This window comes from Variovorax sp. GW821-FHT10D07, from assembly GCF_059415325.1.
In genome coordinates this window covers 64868-81738 of record NZ_JBWKMZ010000013.1, presented here as the reverse complement: position 1 = coordinate 81738, position 16871 = coordinate 64868, and the positions used below count along the sequence as shown (strand labels likewise).

Sequence of the window (16871 nt, the reverse complement as noted above, 5' to 3'; positions counted from 1 at the left end):
GCGTGAGGATGACGGCACGAACCTCTGGCCACTGGAGCACGCGACTGATCTTCGGATTCATTTGGTCTGCAACGCCCAGAGATATGGCAGCAGGCACAAAAACGCCGTACCACTCGACCATTGCTAGATTCTTTGTAGCCAAGGTCGGAGAACGATGGAACCTGTAGAAGCGCCGCGCCGCAATGAAATCACGGTAAGCGCTTGCACCCGTCCTGCCTTGCACAAAGGTAGCGCCGAGGCAATCGATGCTTCATCGAGGTCGGTATGCCCATCTATTATGTCCGTACCGTCGGTGCTGACCCCTTGTTACGGACGAGCGGGGCCGCAGAGGCCGATACTCAGGCAGCCATGAGCAGCAACATCGACCGCCGCAAGCTTTTTGAGGATATCTGGGCGACCCCAATGCTTCACCTCGCGCCCAAGTACGGCTTGAGCGCTTCAGAACTCCGCAAACTCTGCTCGAAGCTGCAGATTCCCGTACCTAACCCCGGGCATTGGACACGGACCGCTGCGGGCTACCAGATTCCTCGTCCGTCCTTGCCACCGCTGCAAGCGGCCATGGAGGAGGGCGGCGTCAAGGCGCATCGCAAGCAGGTCGCTTCGCCGACAGGGCCGCCGGTGCCTCCCCAAGCTCCGGTCGAACTTGCGAAAGCTGCCAAGCTAAAGGCCGAGGCCTTTCATCCACTGATACGACATCTCGTGGATGTCTATGAGCAAGCTGCGCAGGAAGCGCTTCAACTCAAGGCCAAGCATGACTGGGAGCTCACCAATCCCGGTCGCCAATATCGAGGTGCGGTCCCTCGCTATGGAAACTGGAGACACTTTCAGATCGAAGGGCAAATACTCAGACGCACGCATCACCGATCAATGCTTCGCGTCTCACTGGGAACTTACCGACGCGGACTGAGGCTCTTTGACCTCTTGGTCAGAGGGCTCGAGCAGCGGGGCTTTGTAGTCAGCCTCGAAAAGGATGGTGAGCGGCTGCGGGCCACTCGATCGGGGGCCTACGTCGACTTGCGCCTGGTCGAGAAACTGAGCCAGAGCTTTCAGTTGGAAAAGGACTCGTGGAGAGATGAGCCGCGGCAGGTGAGAGTTTCCGAGCCGAGCGGTCGCTTGACTCTCGCTGTCGAACAGATGGGCTACGGAGAGGCGTCATTGACGGACCGCAGCAGTGAGAAGCTTGAGGGGGATTGGAGCTTAATCTGGGCCGCCGTTGAAAATCAGCATTCGCGCTCTGTCGCGACCCAACGAAGATGGGCTGAGCAAAAGCTTGCGATGGAAGCTGAGGCACAGGCAGCCTACGAAAGACAACGACGCGCCAAAGAGATGGAGCGGCTCAGAGAGGCAGAAAAGGCTCGATGTGACGCTCTAGTTGTCGAAGCAAGATCATGGGAAGTTTCAAAACTTCTATATCGATATATCGAGCACCTTGACGCACAAAATCAATCATCTCAAGCCATAGCGCCGACCTTCAGCCTTTGGCGCGAGTGGGCACTTGGAGTTGCGAAAGATTTAGACCCAACGACTGAACGGCTGAAGGGAGAACAAGCATCGAACACGCCACGCATCGTGAACTCTGAAATCGATCGATCTGTTGGCGACGAAACGGAAATCTGACAGCCGTCTCCGTTTAGACGAGCTGAAGCTTGCCATCCATCAAGATGGTGATGCCGCTTAAAGCTAGGCGGCTTCCACGTCGACGACACCTCTATACGCCGGAAAGCGGGCGAGCTCAGAAGCCGGAGGGGTTGGGCAAGACCGATTTGGCGGGTTCCGGCGTACCCGCTGGGAGCCGAACCCCGCTCCCAGCCCCCTTGGCGGCTTCTCAGATGTGACGACCGCAGTATAGCACCAAATTTGATGATATACTGCATCAATCCAGATGCATGGAGATTGACTATGAGAACGACAGTTACCATTGAAGATGCGCTTTATGAAGAAGCACTAGAGGTTGCGGATCCGAGCATGGACAAGGCAGAGCTCTTCAGGGAAGCTATCAAGACATTCGTGAGGGTTCAAGCAGCCAAACGTCTCGCCGCGCTTGGGGGGCTTACGCCCGAAATGCCCGACGTTCCCCGTCGTCGCGAAAGTTCGAGTTCGTGAAGCTGATCTTGGTTGATACATCGGTTTGGGTAGATCACTTTCGTGCGCGTAACACCGCCTTGGAGCAGCTGCTCGGCCTAGATCAAGTATTGATGCATCCAATGGTCCTGGGGGAATTGGCATGCGGAACTCCACCATCGCGTATCCAAACGCTGGGGTATCTCCAGCAGCTGCAAAGCATGCAGCAGGCCAATCTGCGCGAGGTGCTTATCTTTATCGAGAAAGAACGTTTGTTTGGATTGGGATGTGGTCTTGTCGACCTTACTCTCTTGGCATCCACCCTCATGACCCCCGGCGCAGGGTTGTGGACATTGGACAGACGTCTTGGCGATCTGGCCCAACGATTTTCAGTGGCCTATCGGCCCGCTGTGCATTGAGCATCTGAAGCCATGTAGGCTGACTAGAGCCGATCGATGCCAAGAACGAAAAGGTTTGCCATGGCAAGAGACGTCATCGAAACCCGAGGTGCCGCTGCCCTGCGGCGCCTCTTCGAACAGAGCAACCGGGACTCGGGGCAGAGCCGTTCGATGTGACTGAACGCCTTTACTAGAAATATTTTCTTAAAGAAGACCTATGAATCCTATTCAGCTAAATCCCGGCGAACACATCATCGCTGTGGTACCAGCATTCGCTGCCGGTCCCGGATGGGCGAATCAGCCTCTTTGGGTATACATCGAGCAGACGGCAACTAAGACCTTGCGCACTGAATGCATCCAGCCAGAAGAGCAGTCGCCTGAGATGCGCACGTTGTTTGCACCAGGTGCAGCTATGGCAGCGGCTCTTGTGAGAAGCGTCCCGGCCGTTGAGGTAGCGATCAATCAGGCGAAAAAGAAACGCGTGCAAAGATCTACGTAATCCATTTTTACGCGAGCACACCCTAGGCTTGAGGTAATCGGCCGCTGGCGCCAGTCAGGACGCAAGCGACCGTCGACGCACTGCAGCTTAGCGCTCGAGTTGCCGCCGGCTTGTTTTCGAGTCAAGGAGGGTACCTAGTACGCCTGCGTATATATCCAGTCCGTCGGCTATCGGTCTGAATTGGAGCGCGGCTTGTCAGAGCGTAGGTCTGGATACTATCTATATTATGTAAAATCAATCAGTTCGTCTAAGCGCCGAAAAGTCTTCCCGGAAAATTCAGGAATGTGTTCCCGACTTCGCGTGAGTTCAGGTTGACGGGCTCAAAGCTGGTCTAACTTGTTGATTTGCCGAAGGATTTCAGTAACGACCAATCCAGCGGAAGACTTCTCTCTCTGATCGCTGGATTGAAAGATCGAGCGCGTCCAAGTTGCTGTCGAGATAAGAAGAGTTATCGAATCAACTGCGCTCCTTATGGGGTCATGGCCGGTACGGAATGCCACTAAACGTTCGAGAATGCGCCATTGAAAATGCGCAGCTTGCAATCGATCGTCGAACTGAACGCAACGATCCTCGCCGACGCGGGCTCGACCTTTCCGCCTGCTTCGCCTATAAAGGTCAAATACAAGCAGAAGGGATGCTCCCCGATGTGCGCATAATCAAAACCGAAGCTGGCCCGTACATGACAAGATGGCAGCAAAAGTTTTCGAAAAAATGAAATGAATTTCGCCGGTCAATTAATTGAATTGGGATTGAATGAAGAAAGCCCGATAATTGGACTAACGGAAGAGGAAATTAATGAGATTCAGATTGCACAAAAAGTGGTGCTGCCCGCCGAGTTTGTAAGGTTTCTTCAACAATGCGGGCGAAGTGCAGGATCATACGGAAGAGATGTAGAAACTTTTTATCATGCATATAAGGTTCTAAAAGAATGGTTTTTTGAGGCAGCCGAAGAATTCTCGACTGAAATGCAAATTCCTCCAGCGGCATTCTTTTTTTCTTCCTATCAGGGCTCCCAATATGATTATTTTTTATGCGATGAGGGGCCAGATCCAGCCGTTTATAGGGCATATCCAGAATTATCGAAATTGGAAAAAATAGCCAACTCTTTTTCCGAGCACTTTAGTGTTGGCGCTCGACAATATGCCAACTCTTTTTGTCAAAAATAGCTTGTGTGACTATGCCCTGAGAGGCCCGCACGCCCCTCGTTGTGCCGTACGAAGCTCGCTGCGGAACGCCACTGAACATTCGGCGACGCGCCACGCAGCTTACGATTGATCGTCGAATTAAACGCAACGATCCCCGCCGACGCGAGCGCGGCTTCTCCTGCCTGATTCGCCCCGAGAGCGGCAAAATGCAGCCGGTCGCATCGCCGGCGGAAAGCTTTAGGGCGTCGGCTCGATGAAGGGGCTATAGCTCACTCGGTGCAGAGTAGTGGCCAGCCATGCTGGCCGCGCCAGCGCTGCTCAAGCAGGGTTCGAAGCAACTTGTCTCCGTTTGAGCCAGGAACTTGAGCTTCGCAAGTGCGATACAGGAACGTCCATTTGTAGCCTGTCAGCGTGGGGTAGCCGCTGAGCCCGAGGCAACCTGTGCCGCCGTTTCCATGAGTGTGTTCGCGGGCGCGAGCTTTGAGGTCTCTGCCCTCTCCCGAGTAGACGATGTACGGCTGGCCCTCAGCTGGAGGAAGAATGATCTCCTCGTAGCTGAGCAAGAGCGCTGCAGCGGCCGCCCGACTGGAGAAGTTGTAGTGCTTCGCACAGTTCGCTCCCGGAATCAGCACTTCAAGCGCAGAGACGGGAGCGTCCGTTTCAACTGCGTACCAGCCCGGCACAGCCGGTACCGAAGACCACCAGCCCTTCGTTCCGGGCGTGAGCGTGACACGGATAAACGTGGCCACGTTTAGGTTTGCAAGGGACGGCATCTTGCCTTTGAACTCTGACTTGGTTATAGGGAGAAAGACGCGCTGTGTAACGTCGCCGCCTGTATCCCAAACTCGGCTTTTGAATCGGCCTGCAGCCCGCATGAACGCTGGTGGAGCTCAGAATGCTTGGATACTAATCCAGTACTAACACTCCACCAAAAGCGGCGCGCAGGCCCGGCGTAACCTTGCCTCGTCTTGACCATGTCCGGTGGTGCGGTTCTGAACGGCTACTGTCGGCCGGCGTCGCTGGCGGCTTCGGGCCCAAAGCTGACCTAGCTGCGGCCGGCCGCGAGAACCGCGACCAGCCTGGAATTCGCGCCGACCCCGCTCACGGGGAGGCCGGCTGTACCTGATGCCACAGGCTTGTGCGTCATTTTTGGCGTCGTCCCTGACCAGACACATCGGGCAGGCGACAGGATCTCAGGGTAAGGCAGTCATCTAACCTCCGGTTGGGTATGCCGGGCTGCACCAGGTTCGTCGTAGGCGCTCAGTCGCGGCGGGGCCTCCAGCGCGGGAGGGTTGATCGGGGCGTCAAAGACCAGTGGACTCGACAACGGCGAGGGCAACCTCATCTGCGGAGGCCGGCACTTGCGTGACAGCAATCTGGTGTGGTCGCGCGCGCCGCGGAGGGCGGCGGCATGGACGAAACCGTTGTCGCGGCGGGCGGTCAGCTGCGTCGTCGGCCTTCAGGTAGGCTGCCGCCCCATGGAAACCCAGATCGAACAAGCGCTCGGACGAAAGCTGCTCGCGAACGACAAGGCGGCGTTGCACACGTTGAGCGACCTTCCGGCCGAAGTACTCAGGGACGTGAAGATTCTGGCCAAGCAGCCCAGTACGCTTCCGGTTGTCTTTTACCTGCGACTTCAGACGGGCGCGTCGTTGATGGAAATCTTCCGCTTCGGCGAGTCACAGAGGCTCTTCGACGCCGCAGAGCTCGGAGATGGGCTGCTTCGATCTTGACGATCTCTGTCGAGCTTGATTAACCGCACTGCGGCCGATAGAAGAAATCGTGCCGCGTGCGCCTGCTTCCGATCAAGATGGGATGGCCAGCCGCTCACGTACCCGCTAGCTGCGGAACACAATTTGCAGGTCCGCTATCCGGGGAACAGATTCATGCGAGAAAACGAGCCAAAAATGTGTTCTCGCAGAAGTCATCATTCTCGCCAAATCAAGGACTCAGGCGCGATCCCTGAAGAACGTATTTTTGAATGCCAACGGCGTGAAAGCTCCCGCGCCTATGAACTTCACTTTTTTTTTACTTCTAGTCGATGGTGTTGATCAACTGTCAAGCCAACTACGTGGTAACGCGTCCCTAAAAAGAAGACAAACTAGCTTACAGAGCTAGAACTATGCTACGCAGCCACTGCCGTCGAACTGAATGATCTACCCATGCGCCGAAACATGCCGATGCCGCGCAGCACCGGCGACAGAGCAGCATTCGCACTGCATCGCATACTTTCAGGCAGGAGAAGAACTCCTAATCAACAGAACGTGCGCTCAGGCGACGCAAGCAGTACCACCAGTGCTCACATGGCTTCAGCTTCGCCCGAGTGGCCTGTGATGTGCTCCACGGATTTAAGAATTTCGGCTACGAGCGTCGCGCGCTCCTCATCAGCCAAACGTTTGCGCCGCGCTTCAAGGAATGCACGGAATTCCACCACATGACATCCTTGGGACGCTTCATCGACCTGAGGCTGGGAAAAATCCAGTTCAAGCTGCTTGTGGTCCATCGTCATTTCCCCCGAGAGCCGCAGATTGTACCGTTAGAAGCCCGCGCTTCACCAACTTGTTGACAACCATACTCTCCAGCTCAGGTAACGACTGTAGGCTTTTCTCCAGTTTTGGCAAGGCCTCTCCGGGAATTATTGTTATCCGCTTGCGATCCTTTTTTCGCGAGTTCGGCTTCATCTGAAATATCGAAAGATATCTCGAAGGAGCCACCCCTTCGAACGGAAGCAATCGCACAAGGCCTGTAGCACTTTCATTCTCAGTTACTGCATCGCCATGGAGCTTCAAAGCCAAACTCTTGCGGTAAGGCTCAATGTAATAAACATTTTGAATCCCACTCGCCACGATATGGCGCGCGCATCCATGGCATGGATAGGTTGTCACAAATATGCTTCCGCCCTGCACCTTATCTCCGCTAATTCGCAACGCATTCAAGATCGCATGCATTTCCGCGTGAATCGCCCGAGAAAACTCAATCAAACCCTGAAGCTTCCTATCGCCCAAAATCCTTTTGACAGCCTTGTCGACACTATCCGCCTGCAACAGATCCTCGCCAATACTTTCAACCAGTGCCGCCGCTAGTAATTCCTTTTCTTCATCGTTGAAGCACTTTCCGCCGTCCTTGTTGTAACAACGCAGATCGTGCTGGCCTTGAGGGTCTCGGTCTCGATCAGTCTGATAAAGCCCTCCCCCAGCCTTCGGCACGTCATTCCATCCGACGGCAAGCACTTCTCCGCTCGAGTCCGTCACCGCCGCTCCAACCTGTCGAGACAGACAGGCAGATGAACTAGCGGCAGAAGATGCCGCATACATTGCGGATTCCTCCTTGGTCGGCGTCACGATTTTGGCGGAAAGGATCAGATCCATATACCTCTCCACCTTGATTGCCAATGCGGTTTGAGAGTTTGTGTCCATCCTCAGGAAAAAGTCGCTCTGCGGAAACGTGTCGCCGACCGTCTGACCAAAATTCGAACTACCTCGTGCGTCTCGCTCCATTAGGACATGGATCTTGTCATTTGGAAGATCCGCGGCACGCATGTTGGCTTCGCGTGCAGATGTCGGCGAAAAAACCCCGAAGACATACAAAACTTCGCGATAGACCTCACGCAGAAGATCCAACTCCGCCTGGTTCTTGATAGAGTCGATAATATGGCAAACGCGTCGACTGACGAATCTACTTCCTGTATCGTCTCGGCCATTTTTCTGACGGTCGAGCCTAATCCGAGCAACAGCGAGGTCCGCCAAAATCGATGGGCCGAACGCCTTCCGCATTTCATCGCCTCCGCGAATAAGTGCTTCGATACGCGCCACCTTCGGAGCCTTCGGGATAGACTTTTCGCCACCTACTCTGGAAAAGTGCTCGCTGATAAAGTCACTCAGCCGAATGACCTCGCACTGGTATCCATAGCGCTGCATTATCGAAGCTCGAATGGCTGCAGCCACATCATGCAGAGGTGAACCGATTGGTCCGCACAAGGCTATTACCAACTCGCTTGTGTGAGTAGTTTGAAGAGTCGAGTAGGTATCCTCTGGCTCATCTTTCTCTTTGAAAAGCGGAACGTCGTTTGCCGCCTCCTTAACCACTGCACTCATTTTTCCTCCATTACCAAGCCAATTCTTTCGATTGACGTCTAAGATTTAGAGATTATTTTCGCGCCGTTCCCTCGAACGAGTCATGCGTGAACTGCAAACGGAAACTGACGGAGTGCTCGCGTGTAATCAATAACGGGGTTCTGCCGGCCACCGGTGCGGGCAGCAACGGCCGTCTTTGCGAGCGCATGTGCAGCTGTTACCTCCAGAATTCTCGACGCGCCTCCCCGCTGCTGCTCGGCCCATTGCTCGCTTCCACTCAGCAGCGCCGACGAGAAGTGCCCCCCATCTCGCACAGTCTCGCCAGCCGTCTCATCTATATCGCATCCATACATTGTCACGACGCCGCGATCACAACTTGCAATCCAATCATCATATGCCTTCCGACAGGCATAACTATTGTCGCTTCGAACCGATTTGGCAGCAGCTTGCATACTATCTAGAACGATTTGTTTTTCAAGCTTTCGGCAGCAGTCCAGAATCACCGTATGTTTATCAGCTCCTATCGCGAGCTCGTACGACGTCATCTCTTCGTTAGGCTGCAAAAGTACATGCGTCGGGCCTTGCCTAACAGGATGGCGCCCATGACCTGCAAATATCACGATGGAATAATCTGATGACTTCATCAAATTGAGTTTCGAAACAACCGCGGCTTTGCGCGGGCTTTCAAGCACTTCAATCTCGTGTGAAAACCATAAACCACCAGCCGGGCTGCTGAGGAACTGGCGATACCTCAGCATATCAGCCTTCACTCCAGGAATTTTGTCATCCGGACTTCCAATGATTAATGCAGATCTGTTCATTTATTTTTTCCGTTCTCGTTGCTAATGACGGGACGCGCGGAGGCGTCGAGCTTTGAAATAATGGAACTCGCCAAGCGCTCCCCCGCCCCACCGACCAACGCTCCGAGCAGCGTGAAGAAGATTTGCTTGTCTCCTTTCGCAACTGAGGCAAGCACGAGCTCTGAACGAATGGCGAGCGCAACAATGAACCCGGAGATTGCGCCCGCCACGATTCGCGAGGCACCCTCCATATAGTGCAACTTTCGGCCAGCGGAGCTATCAACTGCAAGTTGACCCGACCTTACAATGACAGAAAGCAACGCTCCTATTGCACCCGCAACCATTGCAATCGCAAGCCAAAAACCGCTCGCCCCGAGGATGTTTTGCGCAGATACACGCATCGACCAAAGCACACCCCCGGCGATCGCAAAGGGCATTGAAGCTGCGAAGCTCGCGGCGAGGTACCAGAAACGTGATATTTCGGCGCTTCTAGCAACCAAAAATCCGCGAGCGTCGACTAACATTTTCTTTGCGGCCTTGTACTGGAAGTGACAATTGGAACGAATCGCCTCTCCAAGCAAGCGTAGAAATGCGCGACGCGCTTCACGTGACATCCCTTCGCAGGGCGCCGCTTCGAGCAGCGCCACTTCATCAAGAATCTCCGCCTTAAGTTTGGGATCAAAGGCTTTGTCAATCCGACTGTCATACTCAGTGCTGGTTTCCCAATCAAGTCTTTCGTTCTCATCTATGCGGACAATGAAGTCCACACAGACGTAGATCAGGTGACCTCCCTCATGGTGCTGCCATTTTTCTTGGTAGTCCCCACGACCACTTAAGCCGCGAGCGGTCTCGGGGGACGCGCCCTCCTGTTCTCCGCACATTTTCTCTCCTCAGTTTCTTCTGCTATCGCAACCGTATTGACGATTCCTATCGATTCACTCAGGCCAGGTAAACGGCAAGCAGAGTATCTGCAAGCGAGCCCTACAGCACGTTCTCGAGGCACGTCCCCGCCGCCCATCAACTTTGCTCTCGATACGACATATCTTCTACCCAACTTGTAGGGATTGACTTTTTTCTCATTAAGACTTTATAAAGTCAGATCAAAAAACGATGTCTATGGGTGGTCGGGAGCCACGGCTACTCGAGATTTGCCCATTCGATCTGCAACTGGTCGATCTGTTCTTTCACTCGCTTTGCTAACCCGCCTCGTTCCCGCGCCGATAGTGCAAGCCAAAGAGTCGCGCGTGTCATCGCCACATAGAGCAATCGCAACTCTTCTAACGCGCTTTGATGCTTTGCATCCTCGAAGGCATCGATAGAAGCGACGAACACGTGGGAGAACTCTAGGCCTTTGACGCTATGGGCTGTCAGAATTCGAAGAGCATCATCGGACCACCGTAGATTTCGCGCTTTTGTCGTTCGTAGTGATTGAAAGTGAATGCCCTGCCGTCGCAAGGCATCTTCCAGCACTTCCATCGATGCCTTGAATCGAAAGACGACAGCAATCTGTTCGAGGCGCACACCCTCGGCCTGAAGATACATGACCTTCTGCACTATCCACTGTGCTTCAACGTTCGCAGTACCGGCCTGAAAAAACACCGGCATCGGTCCTCTGCGACCCGCCGAATCTGGATGGACAGTCGTGACCGACACGTCTGCGCCACTTGCCTCGAGATCGTCGGAGTACTCACTATCGGATTTACCCAACTCGGCCCCATCCGACACACCTTGCAGTGGAATTAGCTCCTCTACACAGCGGAGGGCAAGGCTCAATACTTCCGCTGTGTTTCGATAGTTCGTTCGCATGATGGTGCTACGGCCACCACCCACCACATCAATGCCCAATGATTTGAACGGAGTCTTACGGGCTTGCTTCTTGTAGATCGCTTGTGCGTGGTCATAGAGGACGAGCAATGCCCTTGTCGCCGGATTCACCAATTCGACAGCCATGCGCAGCCACGCATCCTCAAAGTCGTGTGCTTCGTCGATCATCACGGCCGTGTACTGGCCTTTTGGAACAAATCCGCTGGCAAGTGCTCGCTCCACCGTTGCCGCCAACTCCGCGAAGTACGCTTCCTTTGGACTACGCGGAGCCTTTACCTCCAGTTGGTAAGTGCGAACCATGTCCTCACACCAGCTATGGAAAGAGCGAACGACTACTCCATGTCCGCTCTCCGCTACTCCCCTGCCTGCAAGTAAGTAGGCAATCCGTTCAGCGAGAGCGCGGTTGAAGCACAGCACCAGAACAGGTCGCCCCACTGCAGCTGCCGCAGAAGCCAGATACTGTGCCCTAAAAACCAAGATCATCGTCTTGCCTGAACCCGCAACCCCATGGATGACCCTATGGCCGTCCCCCATGCGACGCGCTTCACGCTCCTGCTGCATGTCCATAACGTGCACTACGTCATGCATGCGAATGGGGGTGGAGCGTGACGCACCTTGCTCCGCTAGCGGAAGCGGCTTCTGAGCCGGCGCTACACGCAAAGTTGGAAATAAGTGCCAGCGCACCCGATCCTGCTGTGGCATCGTTAGAGTGTGCGGAAATTGCACTTGCATCATCGACCGCAGACGCTGACAGAATGTCTCGCCATCAACCTCAGCCACCAAGTCATCGCGCAGGAGCGTTCTCTCCGGAGGAAAGAGTTCCGTAAACGCTGGATCCTCAGTCTCCTGGCGCTTTAGGTTCACCAGTGCGCACCCCCAACCCCACGGAAAAAGCAGCTTGCCGCGATAGCTTCCCTCGGACGCCACCAGCGCCGCATCACGCTCCATACGATCGACTAGCGCGATGACATTTTTTCGCGCCTGCGCAATCGGATGTGGGCTACTAATAAGCCCGCTTTCAACTTTGAGCGCCACACGATGCTTGTCCGCCCCCGCCAACGTACCGCGCTTCCAATCCTTGACTTCGAGAACCAGCAGGCCTTGCCTGGGACTAAGAATCAAAAAATCAGGCTGCAGACCTGCATCGCCGACAGGCAGATCGTGCCAAACAATGTGATCGTCTGGTAAGTGACGCCTTAGAGCCTCGAAAAGCTTGCGCTCTCCCTGGTTACATCGGGACTGCACCGTCGTTTTGCCCTGTGGGAAAAGTGCCATCGAACGCCCTCTTCTTTTCTTCCAACGTCGCCACTTATCCCTGCCGGACAGGCAGCGTATCCAATTGTCACAGAAGCATAAGCCAAAAGCGAACTTTGCGTGCTCCTAGTCCATTTCGTTCTAGTAACCCATACATTTATCTTTGACAGGTTACTTATGCCAGTGTATTCTTGCCGCGTCCCGCCCGCGTGGGGGGGGTTGATGATTTTTATCGGAGATCACATGCTTGCTCTGGAGGTTATTCCCGTTCCCGTTTCCAACGTTGAGCGCGCTCTCGAGTTCTATCGCAAGGTCGGTTTCAATGTTGATGTGGACTACAGACCAACGCCGACCTTTCAAGTCATCCAGTTGACGCCGCCCGGTTCGGCGTGCTCCATCCACTTAGTACCAAGCAAAGATTCGGGAACTGTGCGAGGCTTCTATCTAGTGACGAATGACTTGATCGCAGAGCGGGCTCGGCTCATTGAAACGGGAATCAATGTCAGCGATGTCCGGCACAAGGATGTTGTCGACTGGACTGGTGGATGGGCGGCAGGGATCGCACCAGGCCACCGCGACTATGCAAGCTTCGCGGACTTCTCCGACCCTGATGGAAACATTTGGACGCTCCAGGAGCGTGGTTACAAGGGCTGAGCGTGCGGAATCCGTAACGATAGGAGAGCAAGATGGGACTGTCATGGCAACAAGGCCCGATCAGTGGGTCGGGAGTGGGGAAATTTTTGACGGCCACACCACTTCCGCCGCGGTTGTTGTTCGCGGAACCTTTGCGCCGAAGGATGAGAGTGAAGCTAGGCGGCGAATGGATCGTCGATAGCGAAGATGTGGTCTTACTGCATGAGCCAGGACGGTATCCAGTGGCGTACTTTCCCCAGCGCGATATACGAGAGGGAGTACTTGCAGAGGAAACACGAGTAACCCAGCACAAAGATCTCGGCAAGACTGCGTGGTTCACGGTGGCGCAAGGAGAAACATCGACCGCGCACGCTGCCTGGCAACATACAGAGTTGCCAGAGTATGCCGAGATCCTTGAAGGACGGGTCGCGTTTGCCTGGCGGGCGATGGATGCATTTTACGAAGAAGACGAACGAATCGTCGGCCACGCTGCGGACCCGTACCATCGAATCGATATTCGCCAAAGCTCCAGGCATCTCGTGGTGAAAGACAGCGACCGCATCGTCGCCGAATCGACAAAGCCACTTGTACTGTTTGAATCGGGATTCGCTCCTCGCTGGTATGTCCCGCGCGAGGATGTTGTTGACGCATGTCTGACATTAACTGATGGTCAAACGTTCTGCCCCTACAAGGGCTTGGCAAGCTACTACGACATCGGCGACCGAAAAAAGGCAGCTTGGTCATATTTGCAGGCCTGGTCAGAGGTGAAGTCCGTTTCGAACTATGTCTCGTTCGAGCCAGACAAAATCGACATCTACCTTGACGGAAAGAAGCTGCTAATGGAGCCCGGGCAAGGAGTCACGCCGCATGGTGTCGATCGAGGGCTCGATGTGGATGAAGTATTCGAGCGAGGAAACAAATCTGTCTAAATTCAAAAGAAATTAGACCAACGAAATCTGCGCGAATAGGTGACATAACGTGACCGGACTAGGTCAAGCGGGACTCACAGTTGGCGCGGGACACCAATGTGATTCGGCTATTGGCCTCGCGCTCTGGTGCTTGGCTTAGCCGCGCTCCTCAAGCTAACCCTCAAACATTGAGTCTTCTACCCGGCTGTCGACCAAATCGGCCGCAGACCCTAACGCAGAGCGAACCATTGCGACGGAGGCGCCGACGAAGGGTGTTTCAACAACGTCGGCGACCCCGTGAACAAAGCCCTAGGGCGCAAGCACGATGTTTCCCAGGGCGCGGCCGTCTGCAATGTACTGATGCGCCGTGGACGCTTCTTGGAGCGAGAACACACGGTCAAGCGACGGCTTGATCGTTCCCTCTTTGACCAGCTCTAGGCCCCATTGCAAATCAGAAACATCGCCCATCATCGTGCCACGAATTTGCTTCTGGCCAAAAAATAAGGGGCGTATCTGTATTGTGGACTCCAAACCCATGACCATCCCCATAGAAACAAGTCGACCCAAAGGCGCCAGGCATTCCATACTTTTGGTCAAGATTTCGCCGCCGAGGTTGTCAACTACAACTTGAACGCCTCTATGCCCGGTCCATTCATTCACCTTCATTACAAAATCGCCGTCGGACAAAGCGACAACCAGTTCAGCCCCAAGCTTGCGAACAAAGTCAGCCTTCTCGGGCGTTCTAACCGTTGCCGCCACACGTGCGCCCAAAGCTCGCGCCACCTGGATATTCGTACTTCCTGTCCCAGAAGCGCCCGCATGAACAAGGACGAAATCGCCAGGTTTCACCTCTCCAACTACTTTCACAGCCCTCACTGCGGTTGTGAGTGTCATCGGGAGTGTTGCCACTTCCTGCGACGATAAGCCTGTTTGATCACGCAAAAGCCATTGCTCAGGAACGACCATGAACTCAGCATAGCTGCCCCACTGAGCGATGCCTCGGATCACGTAGCTGGGCGCCGCACTCAGTGGAGAGAAATCGCTTTCTGATGCGGCCAATGGATATCCGGGCATTGGGATGACCTTCTCCCCAACACGGAACTGAGTAACGCCCTCACCTAGTTGCTCAACCACTCCCGATGCATCCGATCCCAGTATGTGCGGTAGCACCAGCCCTCGAGAAACCACCCCCTCTCTGATGTAGTGATCGAGCCTGTTTACTCCCGCGGCCAGCACCCGGACCAGCACTTCGCCAGATCCAGGTTTGGGTGTTGGTAATTCCCCGAACTGAAGCACATCTGGCGCCCCATAGTCCCGCATGATTGCCGCTTTCATAAGATTCTCCTTTGTCTTAAACAGTTGCTGTTAATCATCATCAAGTCCTAGCAGCTCAGAGAAGCTGCGAATGGATAGGTGAAGATTAAAGACTTTCGGAATTCCTCTCGACAGAGATTAAGTGCAGCCTCGGCAAAGAAAAACTATTTCGACCATGAGAACGCTTGCACACCTAAATGCGTTACGAGCTTTCGAGGTAACTGCACGCACTCTCTCGTTCGTGGCTTCGGCGAAAGAACTCAACGTAACCCCTGCCGCCGTCGGGCAGCAAGTCAGGTCACTGGAAGCTTGGCTCGGTGTAGCGCTCTTTCACCGAATCGGAGGCCCGCCCGCGAAGCTTGAACTCACAACTGCCGCAATCGCCGCCCTTCCGGACCTGCGCGAAGGCTTTGATCGCCTCGCAGCCGGCTTGCAGACCCTTCGTGGACACCGGAGTTCAGCAAATCTCCTAAGGGTCACGGCCCCTCCGGCATTTACGGCCAAGTGGCTAATGCCAAGGATTCAACAGTTCCAAGCCACTCACCCGGAATTTGAACTGCAACTTGACGCGTCCGACAGGCTCGCAGACCTCGCCGCAGGCGAAGCGGAATTGGCGATAAGATTTGGCCGAGGTTCTTGGCCCGGTCTTCATGCAGTACACCTCGCCGATGAAGAAGTTTTCCCCGTTTGCAGCCCGAAGTTCCTTGGGAAACTTCAGTCGCCAGTAACCCTCTCGGATCTGCTGCGTCTTCCTCTGATCCACGATACGAGCATACGTGCCGATAGCAGCTATCCCGACTGGCCGCGATGGCTAAACATCGCTGGGGTCCATGGCACTACACGAAGAGGCTTGGCACTGAATTCATCCGCGGCCGTCACCCAGGCCGCGATTGACAGCCAAGGCATCGCACTCGGAAGAAATGTTGTAGTCGATGACGACATTAGGGCTGGTCAACTGGTGCGACTGTTTCTCGAAATTCAATGCACTGTAAGTTGGGCTTACTACATCGTAAACAAGCCTGCCGCAGACAGTGCTCCACAGGTGCACACCTTCAAAGAGTGGCTATTGACCGAAACACGTGATTTTAGGAAAGCATGACACCGGCAACTATGCGCCTCTCACGTCTAACCGAGCGATATGAATCAGCGAAAATTGCGCGAGCTCGCAACGCCCAGCAAGCCACCGCTTCGCAGAGACTTCAAATCTCAATCACGAAGTTCGGATCGAAATGTGGATTTTCGGGAGCCCCACCCCTGAAATAGCCTCTGGGATTGCAAACGACCCGAGTTCCCGCGACTTCATAGTCGAAGCTATCGTGAGTGTGGCCATGGATCCAGAGGGCCACTCGCTGCGCCCCCATCAGGCGCTCGCAATCCGAAACGAAGCAGGCGTTCAACGGTGAACCTTCAAATCGGGGATTGATACTTTTGGTGGAGGGTGCATGATGGGTCACAACCACAGTTGGCCCTGCGTGCGCTATCGAGAGCATTTCCTCAAGCCAGAGCATCTGAGACCGATGCAAGCTCGCACAGTCGTCAGGGGTGAAAAGATCCTTCGAATCCTCTTCGATACGGATTCTCTCGAAATCACGCAAGAGCTTCTGGCCAAGCTCTTTTGCTTGCGAATTTTCCGTCGCGTTTTCAGACAAATCAAAACTGGTCCATAGAGGGGTTCCGAGAAATCGGACCCCTTCCACGACCACAGCCATCATCTGCAAAGGCGTTATGTTCGTGCCTGAACAAAGCTCTACCAGCTCTGCCCATCTTCCTTCGAGGCTACCTCCATAGAACTCGTGGTTACCAGGCACGTACAAAACGCGCTTATCCAACGAACGTGCCCACTCAATGGCCCGCTCGGGCCGAGCAACATCCCCCGCAAGCACCACAAGAGCCGCATCGTTTACTGGCGCTGGCAGTCCTTGCATACTCAGATGTAAATCTGAAAGAACATTGATCTTCATT

Annotated in this window: 16 protein-coding genes; 8 read left to right on the top strand and 8 right to left on the bottom strand. The window is 54.6% G+C overall.

Features of this window, described 5'->3' with window-relative positions:
- The first annotated feature begins 348 nt into the window (after positions 1–348).
- The 4 genes from AC07PU_RS31000 (at position 349) to AC07PU_RS30985 (ending at position 4124) form a co-directional block, all read left to right on the top strand.
- Positions 349–1617, top strand: coding sequence for a hypothetical protein (locus AC07PU_RS31000; protein ID WP_495322120.1), 1269 nt, complete (start codon positions 349–351; stop codon positions 1615–1617).
- Positions 1618–1899: 282 nt separating this feature from the next.
- The gene (locus AC07PU_RS30995) at positions 1900–2103 is read left to right on the top strand and encodes a type II toxin-antitoxin system VapB family antitoxin (protein WP_495322119.1); all 204 of its coding nucleotides are present in this window, start codon (positions 1900–1902) and stop codon (positions 2101–2103) included.
- Positions 2100–2480 carry a type II toxin-antitoxin system VapC family toxin gene (locus tag AC07PU_RS30990; protein WP_495322118.1) on the top strand — a complete coding sequence of 127 codons (381 nt, stop codon included), beginning with the start codon at positions 2100–2102 and terminating at the stop codon, positions 2478–2480. Before AC07PU_RS30995 ends, AC07PU_RS30990 begins: the two co-directional genes overlap by 4 nt.
- A gap of 1194 nt (positions 2481–3674) precedes the next feature.
- Positions 3675–4124 carry an SMI1/KNR4 family protein gene (locus AC07PU_RS30985; protein ID WP_495322117.1) on the top strand — a complete coding sequence of 150 codons (450 nt, stop codon included), beginning with the start codon at positions 3675–3677 and terminating at the stop codon, positions 4122–4124.
- 248 nt (positions 4125–4372) lie between these two features.
- Here AC07PU_RS30985 and AC07PU_RS30980 read toward each other — a convergent pair whose 3' ends face one another.
- Positions 4373–4852 carry a hypothetical protein gene (locus AC07PU_RS30980; protein WP_495322116.1) on the bottom strand — a complete coding sequence of 160 codons (480 nt, stop codon included), beginning with the start codon at positions 4850–4852 and terminating at the stop codon, positions 4373–4375.
- Between the two features lie 729 nt (positions 4853–5581).
- Between AC07PU_RS30980 and AC07PU_RS30975 the strand changes: the two genes are divergently transcribed.
- Positions 5582–5836: a hypothetical protein gene (locus AC07PU_RS30975; RefSeq protein WP_495322115.1), complete on the top strand. Its 255-nt coding sequence runs from the start codon at positions 5582–5584 to the stop codon at positions 5834–5836.
- A 566-nt stretch (positions 5837–6402) separates the two neighbouring features.
- Here the strand turns inward: AC07PU_RS30975 and AC07PU_RS30970 are convergent.
- The 5 genes from AC07PU_RS30970 to AC07PU_RS30950 form a co-directional block, all read right to left on the bottom strand.
- Complete coding sequence (locus AC07PU_RS30970; RefSeq protein WP_495322113.1) at positions 6403–6606, bottom strand: hypothetical protein; 204 nt, start codon at positions 6604–6606, stop codon at positions 6403–6405.
- Positions 6587–8197, bottom strand: a complete 1611-nt coding sequence (locus AC07PU_RS30965; protein ID WP_495322111.1) for an anti-phage dCTP deaminase — start codon at positions 8195–8197, stop codon at positions 6587–6589. Before AC07PU_RS30965 ends, AC07PU_RS30970 begins: the two co-directional genes overlap by 20 nt.
- A gap of 80 nt (positions 8198–8277) precedes the next feature.
- Positions 8278–8997, bottom strand: a complete 720-nt coding sequence (locus AC07PU_RS30960; protein WP_495322110.1) for a caspase family protein — start codon at positions 8995–8997, stop codon at positions 8278–8280.
- Positions 8994–9857, bottom strand: coding sequence for a hypothetical protein (locus AC07PU_RS30955; RefSeq protein ID WP_495322108.1), 864 nt, complete (start codon positions 9855–9857; stop codon positions 8994–8996). The genes AC07PU_RS30960 and AC07PU_RS30955 overlap by 4 nt, the downstream gene beginning before the upstream one ends.
- A 256-nt stretch (positions 9858–10113) precedes the next feature.
- A complete protein-coding gene (locus AC07PU_RS30950; RefSeq protein WP_495322107.1) occupies positions 10114–12075 on the bottom strand; it encodes a 3'-5' exonuclease in 1962 nt (653 codons plus the stop codon).
- Between the two features lie 222 nt (positions 12076–12297).
- Here AC07PU_RS30950 and AC07PU_RS30945 point away from each other — a divergent pair, with 222 nt between their 5' ends.
- Both AC07PU_RS30945 and AC07PU_RS30940 read left to right on the top strand, forming a co-directional pair.
- Positions 12298–12708: a VOC family protein gene (locus AC07PU_RS30945; protein WP_495322106.1), complete on the top strand. Its 411-nt coding sequence runs from the start codon at positions 12298–12300 to the stop codon at positions 12706–12708.
- 32 nt (positions 12709–12740) lie between these two features.
- Positions 12741–13616 carry a DUF427 domain-containing protein gene (locus AC07PU_RS30940; RefSeq protein ID WP_495322105.1) on the top strand — a complete coding sequence of 292 codons (876 nt, stop codon included), beginning with the start codon at positions 12741–12743 and terminating at the stop codon, positions 13614–13616.
- 288 nt (positions 13617–13904) lie between these two features.
- On the opposite strand, the gene AC07PU_RS30935 is transcribed toward AC07PU_RS30940, so the two are convergent.
- On the bottom strand, positions 13905–14930 hold the full coding sequence (locus tag AC07PU_RS30935; RefSeq protein WP_495322104.1) for a quinone oxidoreductase family protein: 1026 nt from the start codon (positions 14928–14930) through the stop codon (positions 13905–13907).
- Positions 14931–15084: 154 nt separating this feature from the next.
- On the opposite strand from AC07PU_RS30935, the gene AC07PU_RS30930 reads away from it, so the two are divergent.
- Positions 15085–16008 carry a LysR substrate-binding domain-containing protein gene (locus AC07PU_RS30930; RefSeq protein ID WP_495322103.1) on the top strand — a complete coding sequence of 308 codons (924 nt, stop codon included), beginning with the start codon at positions 15085–15087 and terminating at the stop codon, positions 16006–16008.
- A 100-nt stretch (positions 16009–16108) separates the two neighbouring features.
- Here AC07PU_RS30930 and AC07PU_RS30925 read toward each other — a convergent pair whose 3' ends face one another.
- Complete coding sequence (locus tag AC07PU_RS30925; RefSeq protein ID WP_495322102.1) at positions 16109–16870, bottom strand: metallophosphoesterase; 762 nt, start codon at positions 16868–16870, stop codon at positions 16109–16111.
- Between the last annotated feature and the right edge of the window lies 1 nt (position 16871).

Coding starts and splice junctions, on each gene's coding strand:
- AC07PU_RS31000 (WP_495322120.1), top strand. CDS start 349: ATGAGCAGCAACATCGACCGCCGCAAGCTTTTTGAGGATATCTGGGCG.
- AC07PU_RS30995 (WP_495322119.1), top strand. CDS start 1,900: ATGAGAACGACAGTTACCATTGAAGATGCGCTTTATGAAGAAGCACTA.
- AC07PU_RS30985 (WP_495322117.1), top strand. CDS start 3,675: ATGAATTTCGCCGGTCAATTAATTGAATTGGGATTGAATGAAGAAAGC.
- AC07PU_RS30975 (WP_495322115.1), top strand. CDS start 5,582: ATGGAAACCCAGATCGAACAAGCGCTCGGACGAAAGCTGCTCGCGAAC.
- AC07PU_RS30970 (WP_495322113.1), bottom strand. CDS start 6,606: ATGGACCACAAGCAGCTTGAACTGGATTTTTCCCAGCCTCAGGTCGAT.
- AC07PU_RS30965 (WP_495322111.1), bottom strand. CDS start 8,197: ATGAGTGCAGTGGTTAAGGAGGCGGCAAACGACGTTCCGCTTTTCAAA.
- AC07PU_RS30960 (WP_495322110.1), bottom strand. CDS start 8,997: ATGAACAGATCTGCATTAATCATTGGAAGTCCGGATGACAAAATTCCT.
- AC07PU_RS30955 (WP_495322108.1), bottom strand. CDS start 9,857: ATGTGCGGAGAACAGGAGGGCGCGTCCCCCGAGACCGCTCGCGGCTTA.
- AC07PU_RS30950 (WP_495322107.1), bottom strand. CDS start 12,075: ATGGCACTTTTCCCACAGGGCAAAACGACGGTGCAGTCCCGATGTAAC.
- AC07PU_RS30945 (WP_495322106.1), top strand. CDS start 12,298: ATGCTTGCTCTGGAGGTTATTCCCGTTCCCGTTTCCAACGTTGAGCGC.
- AC07PU_RS30940 (WP_495322105.1), top strand. CDS start 12,741: ATGGGACTGTCATGGCAACAAGGCCCGATCAGTGGGTCGGGAGTGGGG.
- AC07PU_RS30935 (WP_495322104.1), bottom strand. CDS start 14,930: ATGAAAGCGGCAATCATGCGGGACTATGGGGCGCCAGATGTGCTTCAG.
- AC07PU_RS30930 (WP_495322103.1), top strand. CDS start 15,085: ATGAGAACGCTTGCACACCTAAATGCGTTACGAGCTTTCGAGGTAACT.
- AC07PU_RS30925 (WP_495322102.1), bottom strand. CDS start 16,870: ATGAAGATCAATGTTCTTTCAGATTTACATCTGAGTATGCAAGGACTG.